We start from the raw sequence: 15,575 nt of genomic DNA on the forward strand, positions 1-15,575 counted from the left end.
ATTGAAAAATATAATTCTATTTAATGTTGGAAAATAAATTTTTACGCATGTTGTATTAATGTCGAAATGCATTTTCTCTTACCCGGAAAATGCATCCGTTGCGAATTTAATTGCCTTTGCACCCTACAATAAAGGATATGCGATCATGTCTGCGAATAAATTACGTTCAATATTACTTCTTTCTGCACTGGGACTTGGCGTCGGGCAGAGCTACGCCGCCACGACCCTTAACGTCTGGATCCGCGCAAGTAACGACTCCAAAAACATCTACAAGCAAGAGGCGGAGAAGTTCGAAGAAAAAACCGGGATCAAAATTGAGTACTTCAACGCGACTACCGATTTTGAGCAGCGCCTGGCGCGTGCCACAGCCGGGAACGCGTTACCGGACCTGATCTTTAACGATGCGGCATCGCTGGGGCAATTCATCCAACTCGGTATTGCGCAAGAGATTGACCCTAAAACGATAAGCGGTGGTGATAATCTTTATCCGACCGCATGGAACAGTACCCGCTATATCGACGGAAAATATTACGGCGTGCCAACCTCCGCGCAGACCTTCGCACTTTTCGTGCGTAAAGACTGGCGTGAAAAGCTCGGCCTGCCGCTGCCGAAAAGCTGGGACGATATCCAGACGCTGGCCAAAGCGTTCACCACTCAGGATCCGGATGGTAACGGCAAAAATGATACCTACGGCTTTATCGTTCCAGCCTCTACCACCCGTGGCTACGCCAGCTGGTTTATGAGCAGCTTTATCTGGCAGGCGGGCGGCGATTTTGTCAAAGACAACAACGGTAAGTTCAGTGCCACGCTCGATACGCCGGAAGTGGCTCAGGCGATGACCTTTATGCGCACCATGATGTGCGAAAAAGTGACGCAACCTGGGGCTATTAATGCCACCACCGCTGACGTTATCCCATCCTTCCGCTCCGGCCAGAGCGGCATGTTCTTCAGCGGCCCATACCATATTGCACTGTTTGATAAAGACCCAGGCAAAGACAACTTTGACGTTGTGCCGGTTGTTGGACCAAAAGGTGAAGCGACTCTTGCCGAAGGGACCACGGTCTTCATGATGAAGAGCAGTAAGCAGAAAGAAGAAGCGCGTAAATTCATCGAATTCATGATTTCGCAGGAAGGCCAGGAAATTGGCATGGGCAAAGGCAGCCAGCATATTCCGGTGGTTCGTCTGCCGGTGAACAAGAATGTCGATGTTAAAGCCGTCTATCAGGATGCGCGCTGGGAAACCTTCGCCCGCCTGTATAACGAGCAGGGGCGCTATGTGCCGCAGATCCCCAACTGGACACCGGTACGCCAGGTAGCCGCCGATGGCTTTAACCGTATTTTTGCCGACTGCAACAGCGATATTCGCGCTGAGCTGAAGGTTATCGATGGCAAGGTGAACGCCGAGCTGGAAAAACAAAATGTGCTGGCTAAGTGAGGAATTGAGTTATGACGCTGCATGAGACGAAGTCCTCGCCGCTAAAGCAAGCCGCTTCGCCTGACGCTACCGGATGGCTGACGTCAAAACGTAAACGAGCGCTCATTCCGTGGCTGTTTTTAGCCCCTGCGCTGATTATCTTTAGCTGGTTTAAGTTCATCCCGATGATTCAGGGTCTGGTGATGAGCTTCTACAAGGTCAACTTTAATCAGCCGGATGAGTGGGTGGGGTTTGCCAACTTCACCCGCGCATTCGCCGATGTTGAGCTGCATTCGGCGGTGGTTAACACCCTGCTGTACGTGCTGGTTACCATGTTTGCCGCTGCCATCCTGGCGTTTTTCCTCGCCATGTTGCTGGAAGGCCCGGCGCGTCATCTGCGCTTTATCCGTACCGCCATCTTTTTACCGGCGGTAACCAGTGCGGCAATCGTCGCAGAAATGTGGCGCATTTTGTTCAACCCAACGCCGAACGGGGTGATGAACCATATTCTGAGCTGGTTTGGTGTGGCCGATCAGGGCTTTCTTGCCAGCTCGGATCAGGCGCTATGGGTCATCATGCTGCTGCATATCTGGAAGGCGGTGCCGTACAACATGGTGATATTCATCGCCGGTCTGGCGGGGATCAGCCGCGACCTGTACGACGCCTCAAACGTGGACGGCGCGAACTGGTGGAACCGCCTGCGCTACGTCACGCTGCCTGGGATGATCCCGGCGCTGTCGGTGGTGCTGATGCTCTCCTTTATTCGTGGGTTCCGCGTGTTTGCTGAAGTGTATGCCACCACCGGCGGCGGGCCGTCTAATTCCACGGAAATGGTCATGACCCACATCTATAAACTTGGTTTTGAGCAGTTTGATTATGGCTACGCATCGGCGGTGTCGTTCCTGCTGTTCACCTTCACGGTGATCTTAACCATCTGTCATCTGACGCTGAAAAAACGTATCGCACGTTACTAAGGAGCCGTGATGTTAAGTAAACGTTGGGATACCGCAGGACGCTGGTGCATCTACGCGCTGTTACTGATTGTCTTTGTGGGACCGTTCTGGGGCATTGTCGCCACCGCTTTTAGCGGCGCGCCGGTGAAACCGGGTGAACTGCTGGCCTGGCCAAATCAGTTCTCATTTGAGAACTTCATCTTTGCCTGGATGGATATCGGCGTCTGGCAGTATCTGCTGAACTCGATTCTGGTGGTGTTCTTCGGCACCGTGCTACAGGTGTCGGTGAGCGCGCTGGCGGCCTATGCGCTGGCACGTAAAAAGTTCCGCGGCGTGGCGCTGGTGAGCCTGGTGATCCTCTCCACCATGATGTTGCCGGAAGAGGTCATCGCCATTCCGCTGTACATGATTATCAACTGGCGACTGCCGTTTATCGATGCCTCGCTGTACAACAGCTACCTCGGGATGATTCTGCCGGTAGTGGGCTGGGCGTTCTCCATCTTCGTGCTGACCGAATTTATGTCGGCCATCCCGAAAGAGCTGGAAGAGGCGGCCCGTATTGATGGCGCTAACGAATGGCAGATTTTCTTCCACGTCATTCTGCCGCTGGTGAAACCGGCGCTGGGTACGGTGGTGACGTTTGGCTTCATTATGATTTGGGACCAGTACCTGCTGCCGCTGATTGTGGTCAACCAGGACAGCCTCAACACCATTCCGGTGATCCTCGGCACGCTGCGTACCGATGAGAGCATTACGCCGAACATTTTTATCGCCATTACATTACTGGCGATGCTGCCAAGCATCATTGTCTATCTGGGTCTGCAAAAACATTTCAATCGCGGGATTATGTCCGGCGCGGTCAAAGGATAAGGAGTTACCGATGGGATCTGTTGTACTGAATAGCGTGCGGAAGTCTTATGGTGATGCACACGTCATTAAAGATGTGTCGCTGACTATCCCGGACGGTGAGTTCTGCGTCCTTGTTGGCCCGAGCGGCTGTGGCAAATCGACGCTTCTGCGCATGATTGCCGGGCTGGAGGAAATTTCCGCTGGTGAAGTGCACATTAACGAACGCAACGTCACCGAAGTGGAACCGAAGCTGCGTGATATCGCGATGGTGTTCCAGAGCTATGCGCTCTATCCGCAGATGACGGTGCGCGAAAATATGGGCTTTGCGCTGAAGATGGCGCGTTTACCGAAGAGCGATATTAACCAGAAGGTCAACGAAGCGGCGGCGCTGCTGGGGCTGGAACCGTTGTTAGAGCGCCTGCCAAAAGATCTCTCCGGCGGTCAGCGTCAGCGCGTGGCGATGGGGCGCGCTATCGTGCGTAAACCGCAGGTGTTCTTGTTTGACGAACCGCTGTCGAACCTCGATGCCAAGCTGCGTACTCAGGTGCGCGGTGAAATTCGTGAACTGCACCGCCGGTTAAAAACCACGTCGGTATACGTGACTCACGATCAGATTGAAGCGATGACCATGGGACAGATGATCGTGGTGCTGCGCGACGGGCGCATCGAACAGGCGGGCACGCCGCTGGAGCTGTACGACCAGCCGGCAAACCTGTTTGTGGCAGGGTTCATCGGTTCGCCGGAAATCAATCAACTGCCGGGGGAAGTGGTGTTAAACGGCAGCGTCACCAGCCTGCGGCTGAAAGACGGTTCGCTGCTGGCGCTGCCTGCGGGATTACCGGTGAAAAATGGCCAGCAGGTGGTGTATGCCATTCGTCCTGAGCAGGTGAACGTGGTGCATGAAGCGCGCGACGATGCGTTAGCCGCGAAAGTCACGGCGGTGGAGAATACCGGCTCGGATATGCAGCTGTTCTGCGACACCGGCGGCGGGGCGTTTACTTCCGTGTTTAAGCAGCGCTTGCCGGTCAAAGAAGGTGACAACATCTGGCTGCAGCCGAAGCTCTCCGGCGTGCATCTTTTCGATGCGCAAAGCGGCGTACGTATTGCCTGTGGGGAGGAAAATTAAGGTGGCGATGAAGCTGTACACCCTTGATGAAAATTGTCTGGAAAATGCCCGCGCGGGCTTAAAGCAGCCGTTCTCGCCGCTGCAGCTTGCGCTGAGCAAACTGGTCTCGGAAGCCGATGTTTTAAGGCGTGAGCCGCCAGAAAGCGTGGTGCATAAAAAACTGCGTCCGGCGAGCGGTGACGCGCATGACTACTACAGTCTGGGCACCTACTGGTGGCCAAACCCGCGGCGGCCCAACGGGCTGCCGTATATTCGCCGCGACGGGCACATTAACCCGCAGTGTGAAAACAACGACACCGACACCTCGCGCATTATTCGCATGTGCGAGCGTTGCCTGACGCTGGGGCTGGCGTGGTACTTTACCGGTCAGCGTCAGTACGCGCAGGCTGCCGCGCAGCAAATTCGCTGCTGGTTCCTTGATGCGGATACGCGAATGAATCCGCATCTGAATTACGGTCAGGCGATCCCTGGGATCGTCTCCGGACGCGGCACCGGGCTTATCGACACGCGCCTGCTGTGGATGGTGGTCGACACTATCGGTCTGATTAACACCGCCAGCGTGCTGGATACCGACGATATCATCGGCCTGCATCAGTGGTTCCGCGACTTTAACCATTGGATGTACTACAGCGAAATCGGCCATTCGGAATACGTCTGGCACAATAACCACGGCACCTGGTACGACGCCCAGCGTACGGTGAATGCGCTGTTCTACGGCGATAAAGGGCTGGCGGCGCGGATTATCGAGCAGGGGATCACCCAGCGTATGGCGGCGCAAATTGACCAGGACGGTAAACAGACGATGGAGCTGGAACGTACCATTCCTTTCCACTATTCGCTGTTTAACCTCGAAGCGCATCTGTTGCTCAACCGCTATGCCGAGCACGTCGAGTTTGACCGCTGGAATACCATCCGCGATGGGCGTGGCGTGAAGCAGGGGATTGATTACCTGGTGCCGTTTGTCCGTGAACCGGATCTCTGGCCGTACAGCGATTTACAGGGGATTGTCTGGGACAGCGCGCTGCGCGTGTTGTTGCAGTCGGTTCGGGGCTATGCCAAACAGGCGGTCAGCTATCGCGATGTGTTGAAATGTCTGCCTCAGGAAACCCTACAGCTCAAAGAACAGCTGATGTGGTGCCCTGGCTGATATGAGCGGCTTCCTCGGCTTTGTCCGGGGAAGCCTTACGCTATCAGACGGCAGCGATAATCTTAATTTCGACTTTATAGCGCGGGTTCATCAGCTTTGCCTGCACGGTGCAGCGCACCGGCGCGTGGCCCGCAACCACCCACGCATCCCACGCTTTATTCATCGCGGCAAAATCATCGCCGTCAGGCAGGAAGATGGTGGCATCGAGAATACGTGACTTATTGCTGCCCTGTTTTTCCAGCACCGCATCAATTTGCGCCAGCGTATTTGCTGTCTGCTCAAAGGCATCGGCATCCAGGTTTTCGGGTACGCCAGTGTAGTACAGCGTCTGGTTATGGATAACGACGTCAGACCAACGCGCTTCAGCATCAATACGTACAATTGTCATTTCAATTTCCTTTTAACATCACGGGTACACTTATCTTTTAAGCGGCATCAAGGGCGCTAAATAAACGCTGCCCCGCGGATGCGGCTCAAAATATGAGGTATACAAACGCGCTAAGACTGCCACATTGTCGACGCTGCGTCACGACTTCGACTGGCATAAGCGGGGTTGGCCTGACATAATCACTGGGAATTTTTCCAGGGGGTAACGTGACGGACGATTTTGCAGCAGACGGCCAGCTTGCGCAGGCGATAACCGGCTTTAAACCGCGTGAACCGCAGCGCCAGATGGCACACGCCGTCATGAAGGCGATTGACGATGGTCAACCGCTGGTGGTGGAAGCCGGTACGGGTACCGGTAAAACCTATGCCTACCTGGCGCCCGCATTACGTGCCAACAAAAAGGTCATTATCTCGACAGGCTCGAAAGCGCTACAGGATCAGCTCTACAGTCGCGACCTGCCCACGGTGTCAAAAGCGCTTAGCTATAGCGGTAAACTGGCGCTGCTGAAAGGCCGCTCCAACTACCTGTGCCTTGAACGTCTTGAACAACAGGCGCTGGCGGGCGGCGATCTCCCGGTGCAGACACTCAGTGACGTGATTTTGCTGCGCAGCTGGTCCAATCAAACCATCGATGGCGATATCAGCACCTGCGTCAGCGTTGCCGAAGATTCCCAGGCGTGGCCGCTGGTCACCAGCACCAACGATAACTGTCTGGGCAGCGACTGCCCGCAGTATCAGGATTGTTTTGTGGTGAAGGCGCGTAAAAAGGCGATGGATGCCGACGTGGTGGTGGTGAACCATCACCTGTTCCTCGCCGATATGGTGGTCAAAGAGAGCGGCTTCGGCGAGCTTATCCCAGAAGCTGAAGTGATGATCTTCGATGAAGCCCATCAGCTCCCGGATATTGCCAGCCAGTATTTCGGCCAGTCGCTTTCCAGCCGCCAGCTGTTGGATCTGGCGAAAGACGTCACCATTGCCTACCGGACCGAACTCAAAGATACCCAGCAGCTGCAAAAGTGTGCCGACCGCCTGGCGCAGGCGACCCAGGATTTCCGTCTGCAGGTGGGCGATCCGGGCTATCGCGGGAATCTGCGCGAGCTGCTAACCGATAACAACGTCCAGCGCGCGCTGCTGTTGCTGGATGACGCGCTGGAGCTTTGCTACGACGTGGCCAAACTGTCGCTCGGCCGCTCGGCGCTGCTTGATGTGGCATTTGAACGGGCCACCCTGTATCGCGCGCGGCTGAAGCGTTTAAAAGAGATTAATACCCCAGGTTTTAGCTACTGGTACGAATGCAACTCGCGCCACTTCACGCTGGCGCTGACCCCGCTGACGGTGGCGGATAAATTCAAAGAGGTGATGGCGGCGAAACCGGGTAGCTGGATTTTCACCTCCGCGACGCTATCGGTGAACGACGATCTGCACCACTTTACCGAGCGGTTGGGGATTGAAAACGCCGAGTCAATGCTGCTGCCGAGTCCGTTCGATTACGCGACCCAGGCGCTGCTGTGCGTGCCGCGTAATTTGCCGCTGCCGAATCAGCCGGGGGCTGCGCGCCATCTGGCCGCCATGCTGCGCCCGCTGATTGAAGCCAACAACGGCCGCTGCTTTATGCTGTGCACCTCGCACGCCATGATGCGCGATCTGGCCGAACAGTTCCGCGCCACCATGACTTTACCGGTGTTGTTGCAAGGGGAAACCAGTAAAGGTCAACTGCTGCAACAGTTTGTCAGCGCTGGCAACGCCCTGCTGGTGGCAACCAGCAGCTTCTGGGAAGGGGTGGACGTGCGCGGTGACGCACTGTCACTGGTTATCATCGACAAGCTGCCGTTTACCTCTCCAGACGATCCACTGCTTAAGGCGCGGATGGAAGACTGCCGTCTGCGCGGCGGCGATCCTTTCGATGACGTGCAGCTTCCCGATGCGGTGATTACGCTTAAACAGGGCGTGGGACGTTTGATTCGTGATGTCACCGATCGCGGCGTGCTGGTTATCTGTGATAACCGCCTGGTGATGCGCCCGTACGGCGCCACGTTCCTCGCCAGTCTGCCGCCTGCGCCGCGTACCCGCGATATTCGCCGGGCGGTGCGCTTCCTGGCGCTGTCATCGACGCGGTAATGCGCGCTAAAGTGTGATAAGATGCGCGCCATTTTGTTGACCCCTACGCCAAATCGACCGGGCTATCTGAAAGATAAGGCGTATATAACTGCGAGAGCGCGACTAATCCATGCGAATTCTGGCTATCGATACCGCCACGGAAGCCTGTTCGGCTGCCCTGTGGAATGATGGTAATACCTGTGCCCACTTCGAGCTTTGTCCTCGGGAACACACCCAACGTATTCTGCCTATCGTGCAGGATATTCTCACCCAAGGCGGCGTAAGCCTGACCGACCTCGACGCGCTGGCGTTTGGTCGCGGTCCGGGCAGCTTCACCGGCGTGCGTATCGGTATTGGTATCGCACAAGGGCTGGCGCTGGGCGCCGAGCTGCCGATGATCGGCGTTTCGACGCTGGCGACCATGGCGCAGGGCGCATGGCGTAAGCAGGGCGCGTCCCGCGTGCTCGCCGCCATCGATGCGCGTATGGGAGAAGTGTATTGGGCTGAATATCAGCGTGATGCGCAGGGTGTCTGGCACGGTGAAGCCACCGAAGCGGTGCTCAAACCAGAAGCGGTACAGCAGCGCTTGGCCGAGCTGGAAGGCGAGTGGGCGACTGTCGGAACCGGCTGGGCCGCATGGCCTGATATGACCCAGGGCGCGAACGTGACGCTGAGCGATGGCGATGTGCTGCTGCCGGAAGCTGAAGATATGCTCCCTATTGCCTGCCAACTGCTGGAACAGGGCAAAACGGTCGCCGTCGACAAAGCGGAACCAGTTTATTTGCGTAATGAAGTTGCGTGGAAGAAACTTCCTGGCCGCGAATGAATCTCAATAGAGAGATATTGAGAATAGGAGCAGCATCATGGCAGTTAAAAAAAGGGTCATTCGGGGTGTTATCGCAGGGCTTATCGCGGTTGCGTTAAGCGGTTGTGTCACCGTGCCTGATGCCATTCAGGGCAGTAGCCCCACGCCGCAGCAGGACCTGGTACGCGTTATGTCCGCGCCGCAACTGTATGTGGGCCAGGAGTCGCGCTTTGGCGGCACGGTGGTCGGTATTGAAAACCAGCAGGGGCGCACCCGGCTGGAGATTGCCACTGTCCCTCTCGACAGCGGCGCGCGGCCAACGCTGGGTGAAGCCTCTCGCGGGCGTATCTATGCCGATATTAACGGTTTCCTTGACCCGGTGGACTTCCGTGGTCAACTGGTGACGGTTGTCGGCCCTATCGTCGGGACGCTGGAAGGGAAGGTGGGTACCACCAAATATACCTTCCTGCACATGCAGGCGACGGGCTATAAACGCTGGCGCGTTACCCAGCAGGTGGTGATGCCGCCACAGCCCATTGACCCGTGGGCCTTTGGTGCTCGCCCCTGGAACTACGGCTACGGTGGTTGGGGCTGGTATAACACGGGGCCCGCAGAAGTCCGGAACGTCGTAACTGAATAAGATCTGCAGTCTGAGAGACAAAAAAGAAACAGCGGCTAGCCCGCTGTTTCTTCGTTGTAATGGATATAAAAAAAATAAAGAGTGACGTGCTTCGCAACCTTAATTTCGAGTGATTCTTAAACTGGTACGCTGAGTTAATATTATGTTAACGAAAGTTTGCCAATTGGGGTTGTGATGACGACAAATACGTATTTTAGAGGTGATGCTTTGAATAAGGTTTGGCTCAACCGTTATCCTGCCGATGTCCCGGCAGAGATCAACCCTGACCGCTATCAATCCCTGGTGGAACTGTTTGAACAGGCAACAACCCGCTTCGCGGATCAGCCTGGCTTCGTCAACATGGGCGAAGTGATGACCTTCCGTAAACTTGAAGAGCGCAGCCGCGCCTTTGCCGCGTATCTCCAGCAGGGGCTGGGGCTCAAGCAGGGCGACCGCGTCGCGCTGATGATGCCTAACTTGTTACAGTATCCGGTCGCGCTGTTCGGTATCTTGCGTGCCGGGATGATCGTGGTTAACGTCAACCCGCTGTACACCCCGCGCGAGCTGGAGCACCAGCTTAACGATAGTGGTGCCCAGGCGATTGTTATCGTCTCGAACTTTGCCCACACCCTGGAAAAGGTGGTGGACAAGACTTCGGTGAAGCACGTGATTTTGACCCGTATGGGCGATCAGCTTTCTACCGCTAAGGGAACGCTGGTTAACTTTGTGGTGAAGTACATTAAACGACTGGTGCCGAAATACCATCTGCCGGACGCTATCTCTTTCCGTCGTGCGCTGCATTCCGGCTACCGTTTACAGTACGTAAAACCGGTAGTGAAAGCGGATGATATTGCCTTCCTGCAATACACCGGCGGTACCACTGGCGTAGCGAAAGGGGCGATGCTGTCCCACCGTAATATGCTGGCCAACCTCGAGCAGGTCAAAGCCACCTACGGGCCGCTGCTGCATGAAGGTAAAGAAGTCGTCATCACCGCGCTGCCGCTGTACCACATCTTTGCGTTGACGATGAACTGCCTGCTGTTTATTGAGTTAGGCGGTAAAAATATCCTGATAACCAACCCGCGTGATATTCCGGGGCTGGTCAAAGAGCTGGCGAAGTACCCATTCACCGCCATGACCGGGGTGAATACGCTGTTCAATGCGTTGCTGAATAACAAAGATTTCCAGCAGCTCGATTTTTCTACTCTGCACCTGTCTGCAGGCGGTGGGATGCCGGTTAACCACTCGGTTGCCGATCGCTGGGTGAAGCTGACCGGGCAATATCTGCTGGAAGGTTACGGCCTGACCGAATGTGCGCCGCTGGTGAGCGTGAACCCGCACGATATCGATTACCACAGCGGTAGCATCGGTCTGCCGGTGCCTTCTACCGACGTGAAGCTAGTCGATGATGACGATAATGAAGTCGCCACCGGCGAACCGGGTGAACTGTGCGTGAAAGGGCCACAGGTGATGGAAGGCTACTGGCAGCGTCCGGATGCGACCGATGAAATCATCAAAAATGGCTGGCTGCATACCGGCGATATCGCGGTGATGGATGACGAAGGCTTCCTGCGCATCGTTGACCGTAAGAAAGACATGATTCTGGTCTCCGGCTTCAACGTTTACCCGAATGAAATTGAAGACGTGGTCATGCAGCACTCCGGCGTGCTGGAAGTGGCGGCGGTTGGCGTTCCGTCCGGCAACAGCGGCGAAGCAGTGAAGATTTTCGTGGTGAAAAAAGAGGCCAGCCTGACCGAAGAGGCGTTGATCACCTTCTGTCGCCGCCAGCTCACCGGCTACAAAGTACCGAAACTGGTTGAATTCCGGGATGAACTGCCGAAGTCGAACGTCGGGAAAATTTTACGACGAGAATTACGTGACGAAGCCCGTGCCAAAGTGGACAATAAGGGATAAGCCACGAGTCATGATGCCTAACGCCAGCTCTGCTGGCGTTTTTTTTGGCAAAAAATAAGAGAGTACGATTTGAACTATCAGATGATCACCACCAACGACCAGCTCAGCACCTTGTGCGATGCGGTTCGTCAGACAACCGCTGTGGCGCTGGATACCGAGTTTGTCCGTACCCGCACCTACTACCCGCAGCTGGGGCTGATTCAGCTTTTTGACGGTGAGCGTACGGCGCTGATTGATCCTCTGGGTATTACTGACTGGTCGCCGCTGCAGGCGATTTTGCAGGACCGGGACATCACTAAATACCTGCATGCGGGTAGCGAAGACTTAGAAGTTTTCATGAATACCTTTGGCGCGATGCCGCAGCCGCTGATTGACACCCAGGTGCTGGCCGCTTTCTGTGGTCGCCCAATGTCCTGGGGCTTTGCGGCGATGGTTGCCGAGTATTCCGGCGTTGAGCTTGATAAGAGCGAATCGCGCACCGATTGGCTGGCGCGTCCGTTGACCACGCGTCAGTGTGAATATGCGGCCGCCGACGTCTGGTATCTGCTGCCGATTGCCCACAAGCTGATGGCTGAAACCGAACAGGCGGGTCGTCTGGCGTGGGCGCTGAACGAATGCCAGCTGATGCAGCAGCGTCGTCAGGAAGTGACCGACCCGAGCGATGCATGGCGTGACATTACCAACGCCTGGCAGCTGCGTACCCGTCAGCTGGCCTGCCTGCAATTGTTGGCTGACTGGCGCCTGCGTAAAGCCCGTGAGCGCGATCTGGCGGTTAACTTTGTGGTCCGCGAAGAGCACCTGTGGAGCGTGGCGCGCTATATGCCGGGTAGCCTCGGTGAACTCGATAGCCTGGGGCTGTCGGGGAGCGAAATTCGCTTCCACGGTAAAACGCTGCTGAGCCTCGTTGAGAAAGCGCAGGCGCTGCCGGAATCGTCGCTGCCGGAGCCATTGCTCAACCTGATGGATATGTCGGGCTACCGCAAAGCGTTTAAAGAGATTAAGGCGCTGGTGCAGGACGTGGGGCAGGAAAACGGCGTGAGCGCCGAGATGCTGGCATCGCGCCGCCAGATTAACCAACTGCTGAACTGGCACTGGCAGCTGAAGCCGCGCACCACCGCCCCGGAGATGATTTCCGGCTGGCGCGGTGAACTGCTGGCAGGGCGTCTGGACGCACTGTTAGCGCAATATCCGCGCTAACTTACTGCGCTCTGCGTGAGTGCAGCAAAAACAAAAAAGGCGCTATCTCTAGCGCCTTTTTCGTACACCACCGAAAGTCAGGATTTTGACTCTTCTGCTTCCGGCAGCGTGACGTTGAGTTCCAGAATCGAAATATCCCCGTCTTTTTGCTCCAGCTGCACCGTGACCATTTCCGGGTCGATCTGCACGTAGCGGCAAATCACTTCCAGAATGTCTTTGCGTAACTGCGGCAGATAGTGTGGTTCTGCATCGCTGCGGCGGCGTTCCGCGACGATGATTTGCAGACGTTCTTTAGCAATGTTAGCGGTATGCTTTTTCCGTGAGAGAAAAAAGTCGAGTAATGCCATGATTTATCCTCCGAACAGGCGTTTGAGGAAACCTTTCTTCTCTTCTTCAACGAAGCGGAAAGGACGTTCTTCTCCCAACAGACGATCTACGGTATCCGCGTAGGCTTTGCCCGCGTCAGACACTTCATCCAGAATAACCGGCTCGCCCTGGTTTGAGGCGCGCAGTACCGACTGATCTTCTGGAATAACACCGACCAGCTTAATGCGCAGGATTTCCAGCACATCTTCCATGCTCAGCATGTCGCCCTTGTTCACGCGGCCAGGGTTGTAGCGCGTTAACAGCAGGTGTTCTTTGATTGGGTCTTCACCATTTTCCGCACGGCGTGATTTTGACGCCAGGATACCCAGGATGCGGTCGGAGTCACGTACGGACGAGACTTCAGGGTTGGTGGTGATAATAGCTTCGTCGGCGAAGTACAGCGCCATCAGCGCGCCGGTTTCGATACCCGCAGGGGAATCGCAGACGACGAAGTCGAACTCCATCTTTTTCAGCTCGTCGAGCACTTTCTCGACGCCTTCACGGGTCAGCGCATCTTTATCACGCGTCTGGGAAGCGGGGAGAATAAAGAGATTTTCGGTGCGCTTATCTTTGATCAACGCCTGATTCAGCGTGGCATCGCCCTGGATAACGTTAACAAAATCATAAACTACACGACGTTCGCAGCCCATGATCAGGTCAAGATTACGCAGACCGATATCAAAATCGATAACGACCGTTTTCTTTCCCTTTTGCGCCAAACCAGTCGCGATGGCCGCGCTGGAGGTGGTTTTACCCACGCCCCCTTTACCTGAAGTCACAACAATAATGCGTGCCATAGAAATTCCTTGTTAAAAGGGATTAATTTAACGGTTGAATAGTCAAAGCGTTATCGTCTAAACGCAGACGCGCCGCTTTGCCATAAAATTCGGCTGGGATTTGATCGCTCAGCCAATATTCCCCTGCAATGGAGACCAGCTCCGCCGCAAGGTGGGTACAAAATACCTGTGCTTCCCGGTCTCCGCCGGCACCAGCCAGAACGCGACCGCGCATCATGCCATAGACATGAATATTGCCATCGGCGATAAGTTCCGCCCCTGCGCTCACGTGGCTTGTTACAATCAGATCACAGTTTGGTGCATAAATGCGCTGACCGGAACGTACCGGCGTATCAATCATTCGCGTTTTTGTGATCGAATTAACAATTGGTGGTGGTTCGACGGGTGCTGGTGGCTCAACGAGCTGCGGCCGGGTGACTTTTTCTTTCCCTTCAGTGAGTAAAGGGAGGCCCGATTGGTCGATTGCGGCTTTGAACTGCGGGTTCTTGCAGCCGCTGACGCCGACAATACGTAAGCCGACAGACATGATTGCCTGCTGGATTGCGCGCCATTGGGTAAACTCCTCAAGGCGGCTGACGTTAACCACGACCGGTGCATGACGGAAAAAAGCCGGAGCCTGGGCGACTTTGTCTTCTAACGCCTGACGAATAACCTCGGCATTTGCATCATGCAAATGAACCACGGATAAGGTGAAGCTACTGCCTTTAAGTTCGATTGGCGTGTTTGACATCCTGGCCTTACTCAATTTGCTATTTATCATCGCATAATACGCGATGATATTCCGAAGACTATCAGGCATGTTATAGTCACTAATATATTCAAGCAAGCAACCACAGTCCTAATTCAGAGTAAAAGTATGTTTTGTGTGATTTATCGTAGTACTAAACGCGATCAAACCTATTTATATGTCGAAAAAAAAGACGACTTCTCACGTGTGCCTGCGGAATTAATGCAGGGATTCGGTCAGCCGAAGCTGGCAATGGTCCTGCCGCTGGACGGACGTAAGAAACCGGTCAATGCCGATTGGGAAAAGGTAAAACAGGCATTAGTTGAGCAGGGGTATTATTTACAGCTCCCGCCGCCGCCTGAAAATCTGTTAAAACAGCATCTGGCCGACTCACAAAATAAGGGCGATTAATTCATTCGCTTCCGGCAGATGTATGTCCATGGTAACAACGAGTAAGGGAAACGCATGTATCAGCATCATAACTGGCAGGGTGCTCTGCTGGATTACCCGGTAAGCAAAGTTGTTTGTGTTGGCAGTAATTATGCAAAACATATCCAGGAAATGGGCAGCGCGACGCCGGAAGAACCCGTATTGTTTATTAAGCCGGAAACGGCGCTGTGCGATTTGCGCCAGCCGCTGATCCTGCCGCAGGGGTTGGGTTCTGTGCATCATGAAGTTGAGCTGGCGGTACTGATTGGCGGCACGCTGCGCCAGGCCACGCCGGACCACGTACAGCAGGCCATTGCCGGTTACGGCGTTGCGCTGGATCTCACCTTGCGCGATGTGCAGGGCAAAATGAAAAAAGCCGGCCAGCCGTGGGAGAAAGCGAAGGGGTTCGATAATTCCTGTCCGATCTCCGGTTTTATTCCCGTTTCTGCTTTTAGCGGCGACCCGCAAAATACCACGCTGGGCCTGACGGTAAACGGCGAAGTGCGCCAGCAGGGCACGACCGCCGACATGATCCACAAAATTGTGCCGCTGATCGCCTATATGAGCCGCTTCTTCACTCTGAAACCGGGTGACGTGGTGCTGACCGGGACACCGGAAGGCGTCGGCCCGCTGCACAGCGGCGACGAACTGGAAGTGCAGTTTAACGGCCAATCCCTGACGACCCGCGTGCTGTAATCCCTTCTTGCCGCCCCAATCGGGCGGCAAAACTTGCATCCCTGTGCCAGAC

The 15,575-nt window shown here is 55.3% G+C and carries 16 protein-coding genes; 12 read left to right on the plus strand and 4 right to left on the minus strand.

Annotation, left to right across the window (positions count from 1 at the left end):
- Positions 1 to 145: 145 nt before the first annotated feature.
- Genes LZ634_RS16310 through LZ634_RS16330 form a run of 5 tightly spaced genes read left to right on the plus strand, consistent with a single transcriptional unit; the run spans position 146 to position 5,489 of the window.
- Positions 146 to 1,435, plus strand: a complete 1,290-nt coding sequence (locus tag LZ634_RS16310) for an ABC transporter substrate-binding protein (RefSeq protein WP_234507137.1) — start codon at positions 146 to 148, stop codon at positions 1,433 to 1,435.
- A gap of 11 nt (positions 1,436 to 1,446) precedes the next feature.
- Positions 1,447 to 2,388 (plus strand): carbohydrate ABC transporter permease, encoded by a 942-nt coding sequence (locus LZ634_RS16315; RefSeq protein ID WP_234507139.1) that lies wholly within the window; start codon positions 1,447 to 1,449, stop codon positions 2,386 to 2,388.
- A 9-nt stretch (positions 2,389 to 2,397) separates the two neighbouring features.
- The gene (locus LZ634_RS16320) at positions 2,398 to 3,237 is read left to right on the plus strand and encodes a carbohydrate ABC transporter permease (RefSeq protein ID WP_004121979.1); all 840 of its coding nucleotides are present in this window, start codon (positions 2,398 to 2,400) and stop codon (positions 3,235 to 3,237) included.
- Positions 3,238 to 3,247: 10 nt separating this feature from the next.
- Positions 3,248 to 4,342, plus strand: a complete 1,095-nt coding sequence (locus LZ634_RS16325) for an ABC transporter ATP-binding protein (protein ID WP_234507141.1) — start codon at positions 3,248 to 3,250, stop codon at positions 4,340 to 4,342.
- Between the two features lie 7 nt (positions 4,343 to 4,349).
- The gene (locus tag LZ634_RS16330) at positions 4,350 to 5,489 is read left to right on the plus strand and encodes an alginate lyase family protein (RefSeq protein ID WP_234507240.1); all 1,140 of its coding nucleotides are present in this window, start codon (positions 4,350 to 4,352) and stop codon (positions 5,487 to 5,489) included.
- 43 nt (positions 5,490 to 5,532) lie between these two features.
- Here LZ634_RS16330 and LZ634_RS16335 read toward each other — a convergent pair whose 3' ends face one another.
- Positions 5,533 to 5,877 (minus strand): RidA family protein, encoded by a 345-nt coding sequence (locus LZ634_RS16335; RefSeq protein ID WP_234507143.1) that lies wholly within the window; start codon positions 5,875 to 5,877, stop codon positions 5,533 to 5,535.
- Between the two features lie 206 nt (positions 5,878 to 6,083).
- Here LZ634_RS16335 and LZ634_RS16340 point away from each other — a divergent pair, with 206 nt between their 5' ends.
- The 5 genes from LZ634_RS16340 to rnd all read left to right on the plus strand — a co-directional run bounded on the left by LZ634_RS16340 (position 6,084) and on the right by rnd (position 12,508).
- On the plus strand, positions 6,084 to 7,994 hold the full coding sequence (locus LZ634_RS16340) for an ATP-dependent DNA helicase (protein WP_234507145.1): 1,911 nt from the start codon (positions 6,084 to 6,086) through the stop codon (positions 7,992 to 7,994).
- Positions 7,995 to 8,103: 109 nt separating this feature from the next.
- Positions 8,104 to 8,799: a tRNA (adenosine(37)-N6)-threonylcarbamoyltransferase complex dimerization subunit type 1 TsaB gene (gene tsaB, locus LZ634_RS16345; RefSeq protein ID WP_234507147.1), complete on the plus strand. Its 696-nt coding sequence runs from the start codon at positions 8,104 to 8,106 to the stop codon at positions 8,797 to 8,799.
- 37 nt (positions 8,800 to 8,836) lie between these two features.
- Positions 8,837 to 9,418 carry a Slp family lipoprotein gene (locus LZ634_RS16350; protein WP_234507149.1) on the plus strand — a complete coding sequence of 194 codons (582 nt, stop codon included), beginning with the start codon at positions 8,837 to 8,839 and terminating at the stop codon, positions 9,416 to 9,418.
- Between the two features lie 207 nt (positions 9,419 to 9,625).
- The gene (gene fadD / locus LZ634_RS16355) at positions 9,626 to 11,311 is read left to right on the plus strand and encodes a long-chain-fatty-acid--CoA ligase FadD (protein ID WP_234507151.1); all 1,686 of its coding nucleotides are present in this window, start codon (positions 9,626 to 9,628) and stop codon (positions 11,309 to 11,311) included.
- A gap of 81 nt (positions 11,312 to 11,392) precedes the next feature.
- Entirely contained in the window at positions 11,393 to 12,508 is a 1,116-nt protein-coding gene (rnd, locus tag LZ634_RS16360; RefSeq protein WP_234507242.1) for a ribonuclease D, read from the plus strand.
- Between the two features lie 77 nt (positions 12,509 to 12,585).
- On the opposite strand, the gene minE is transcribed toward rnd, so the two are convergent.
- From minE to minC, 3 genes are read right to left on the minus strand one after another with little or no spacing between them, the layout of a single operon-like run.
- Entirely contained in the window at positions 12,586 to 12,855 is a 270-nt protein-coding gene (minE, locus tag LZ634_RS16365; RefSeq protein WP_052285609.1) for a cell division topological specificity factor MinE, read from the minus strand.
- Positions 12,856 to 12,858: 3 nt separating this feature from the next.
- Positions 12,859 to 13,671 (minus strand): septum site-determining protein MinD, encoded by an 813-nt coding sequence (gene minD / locus LZ634_RS16370; protein ID WP_234507153.1) that lies wholly within the window; start codon positions 13,669 to 13,671, stop codon positions 12,859 to 12,861.
- 22 nt (positions 13,672 to 13,693) lie between these two features.
- Complete coding sequence (minC, locus tag LZ634_RS16375; RefSeq protein ID WP_234507244.1) at positions 13,694 to 14,401, minus strand: septum site-determining protein MinC; 708 nt, start codon at positions 14,399 to 14,401, stop codon at positions 13,694 to 13,696.
- A 126-nt stretch (positions 14,402 to 14,527) separates the two neighbouring features.
- On the opposite strand from minC, the gene LZ634_RS16380 reads away from it, so the two are divergent.
- The gene (locus tag LZ634_RS16380) at positions 14,528 to 14,809 is read left to right on the plus strand and encodes a YcgL domain-containing protein (protein WP_234507155.1); all 282 of its coding nucleotides are present in this window, start codon (positions 14,528 to 14,530) and stop codon (positions 14,807 to 14,809) included.
- Positions 14,810 to 14,863: 54 nt separating this feature from the next.
- Positions 14,864 to 15,523, plus strand: coding sequence for a fumarylacetoacetate hydrolase family protein (locus LZ634_RS16385; protein WP_234507158.1), 660 nt, complete (start codon positions 14,864 to 14,866; stop codon positions 15,521 to 15,523).
- The last annotated feature ends 52 nt before the right edge of the window (positions 15,524 to 15,575 follow it).

The sequence above is a fragment of the Kluyvera intermedia genome, assembly GCF_021440345.1.
Lineage (GTDB): Bacteria > Pseudomonadota > Gammaproteobacteria > Enterobacterales > Enterobacteriaceae > Kluyvera > Kluyvera intermedia_A.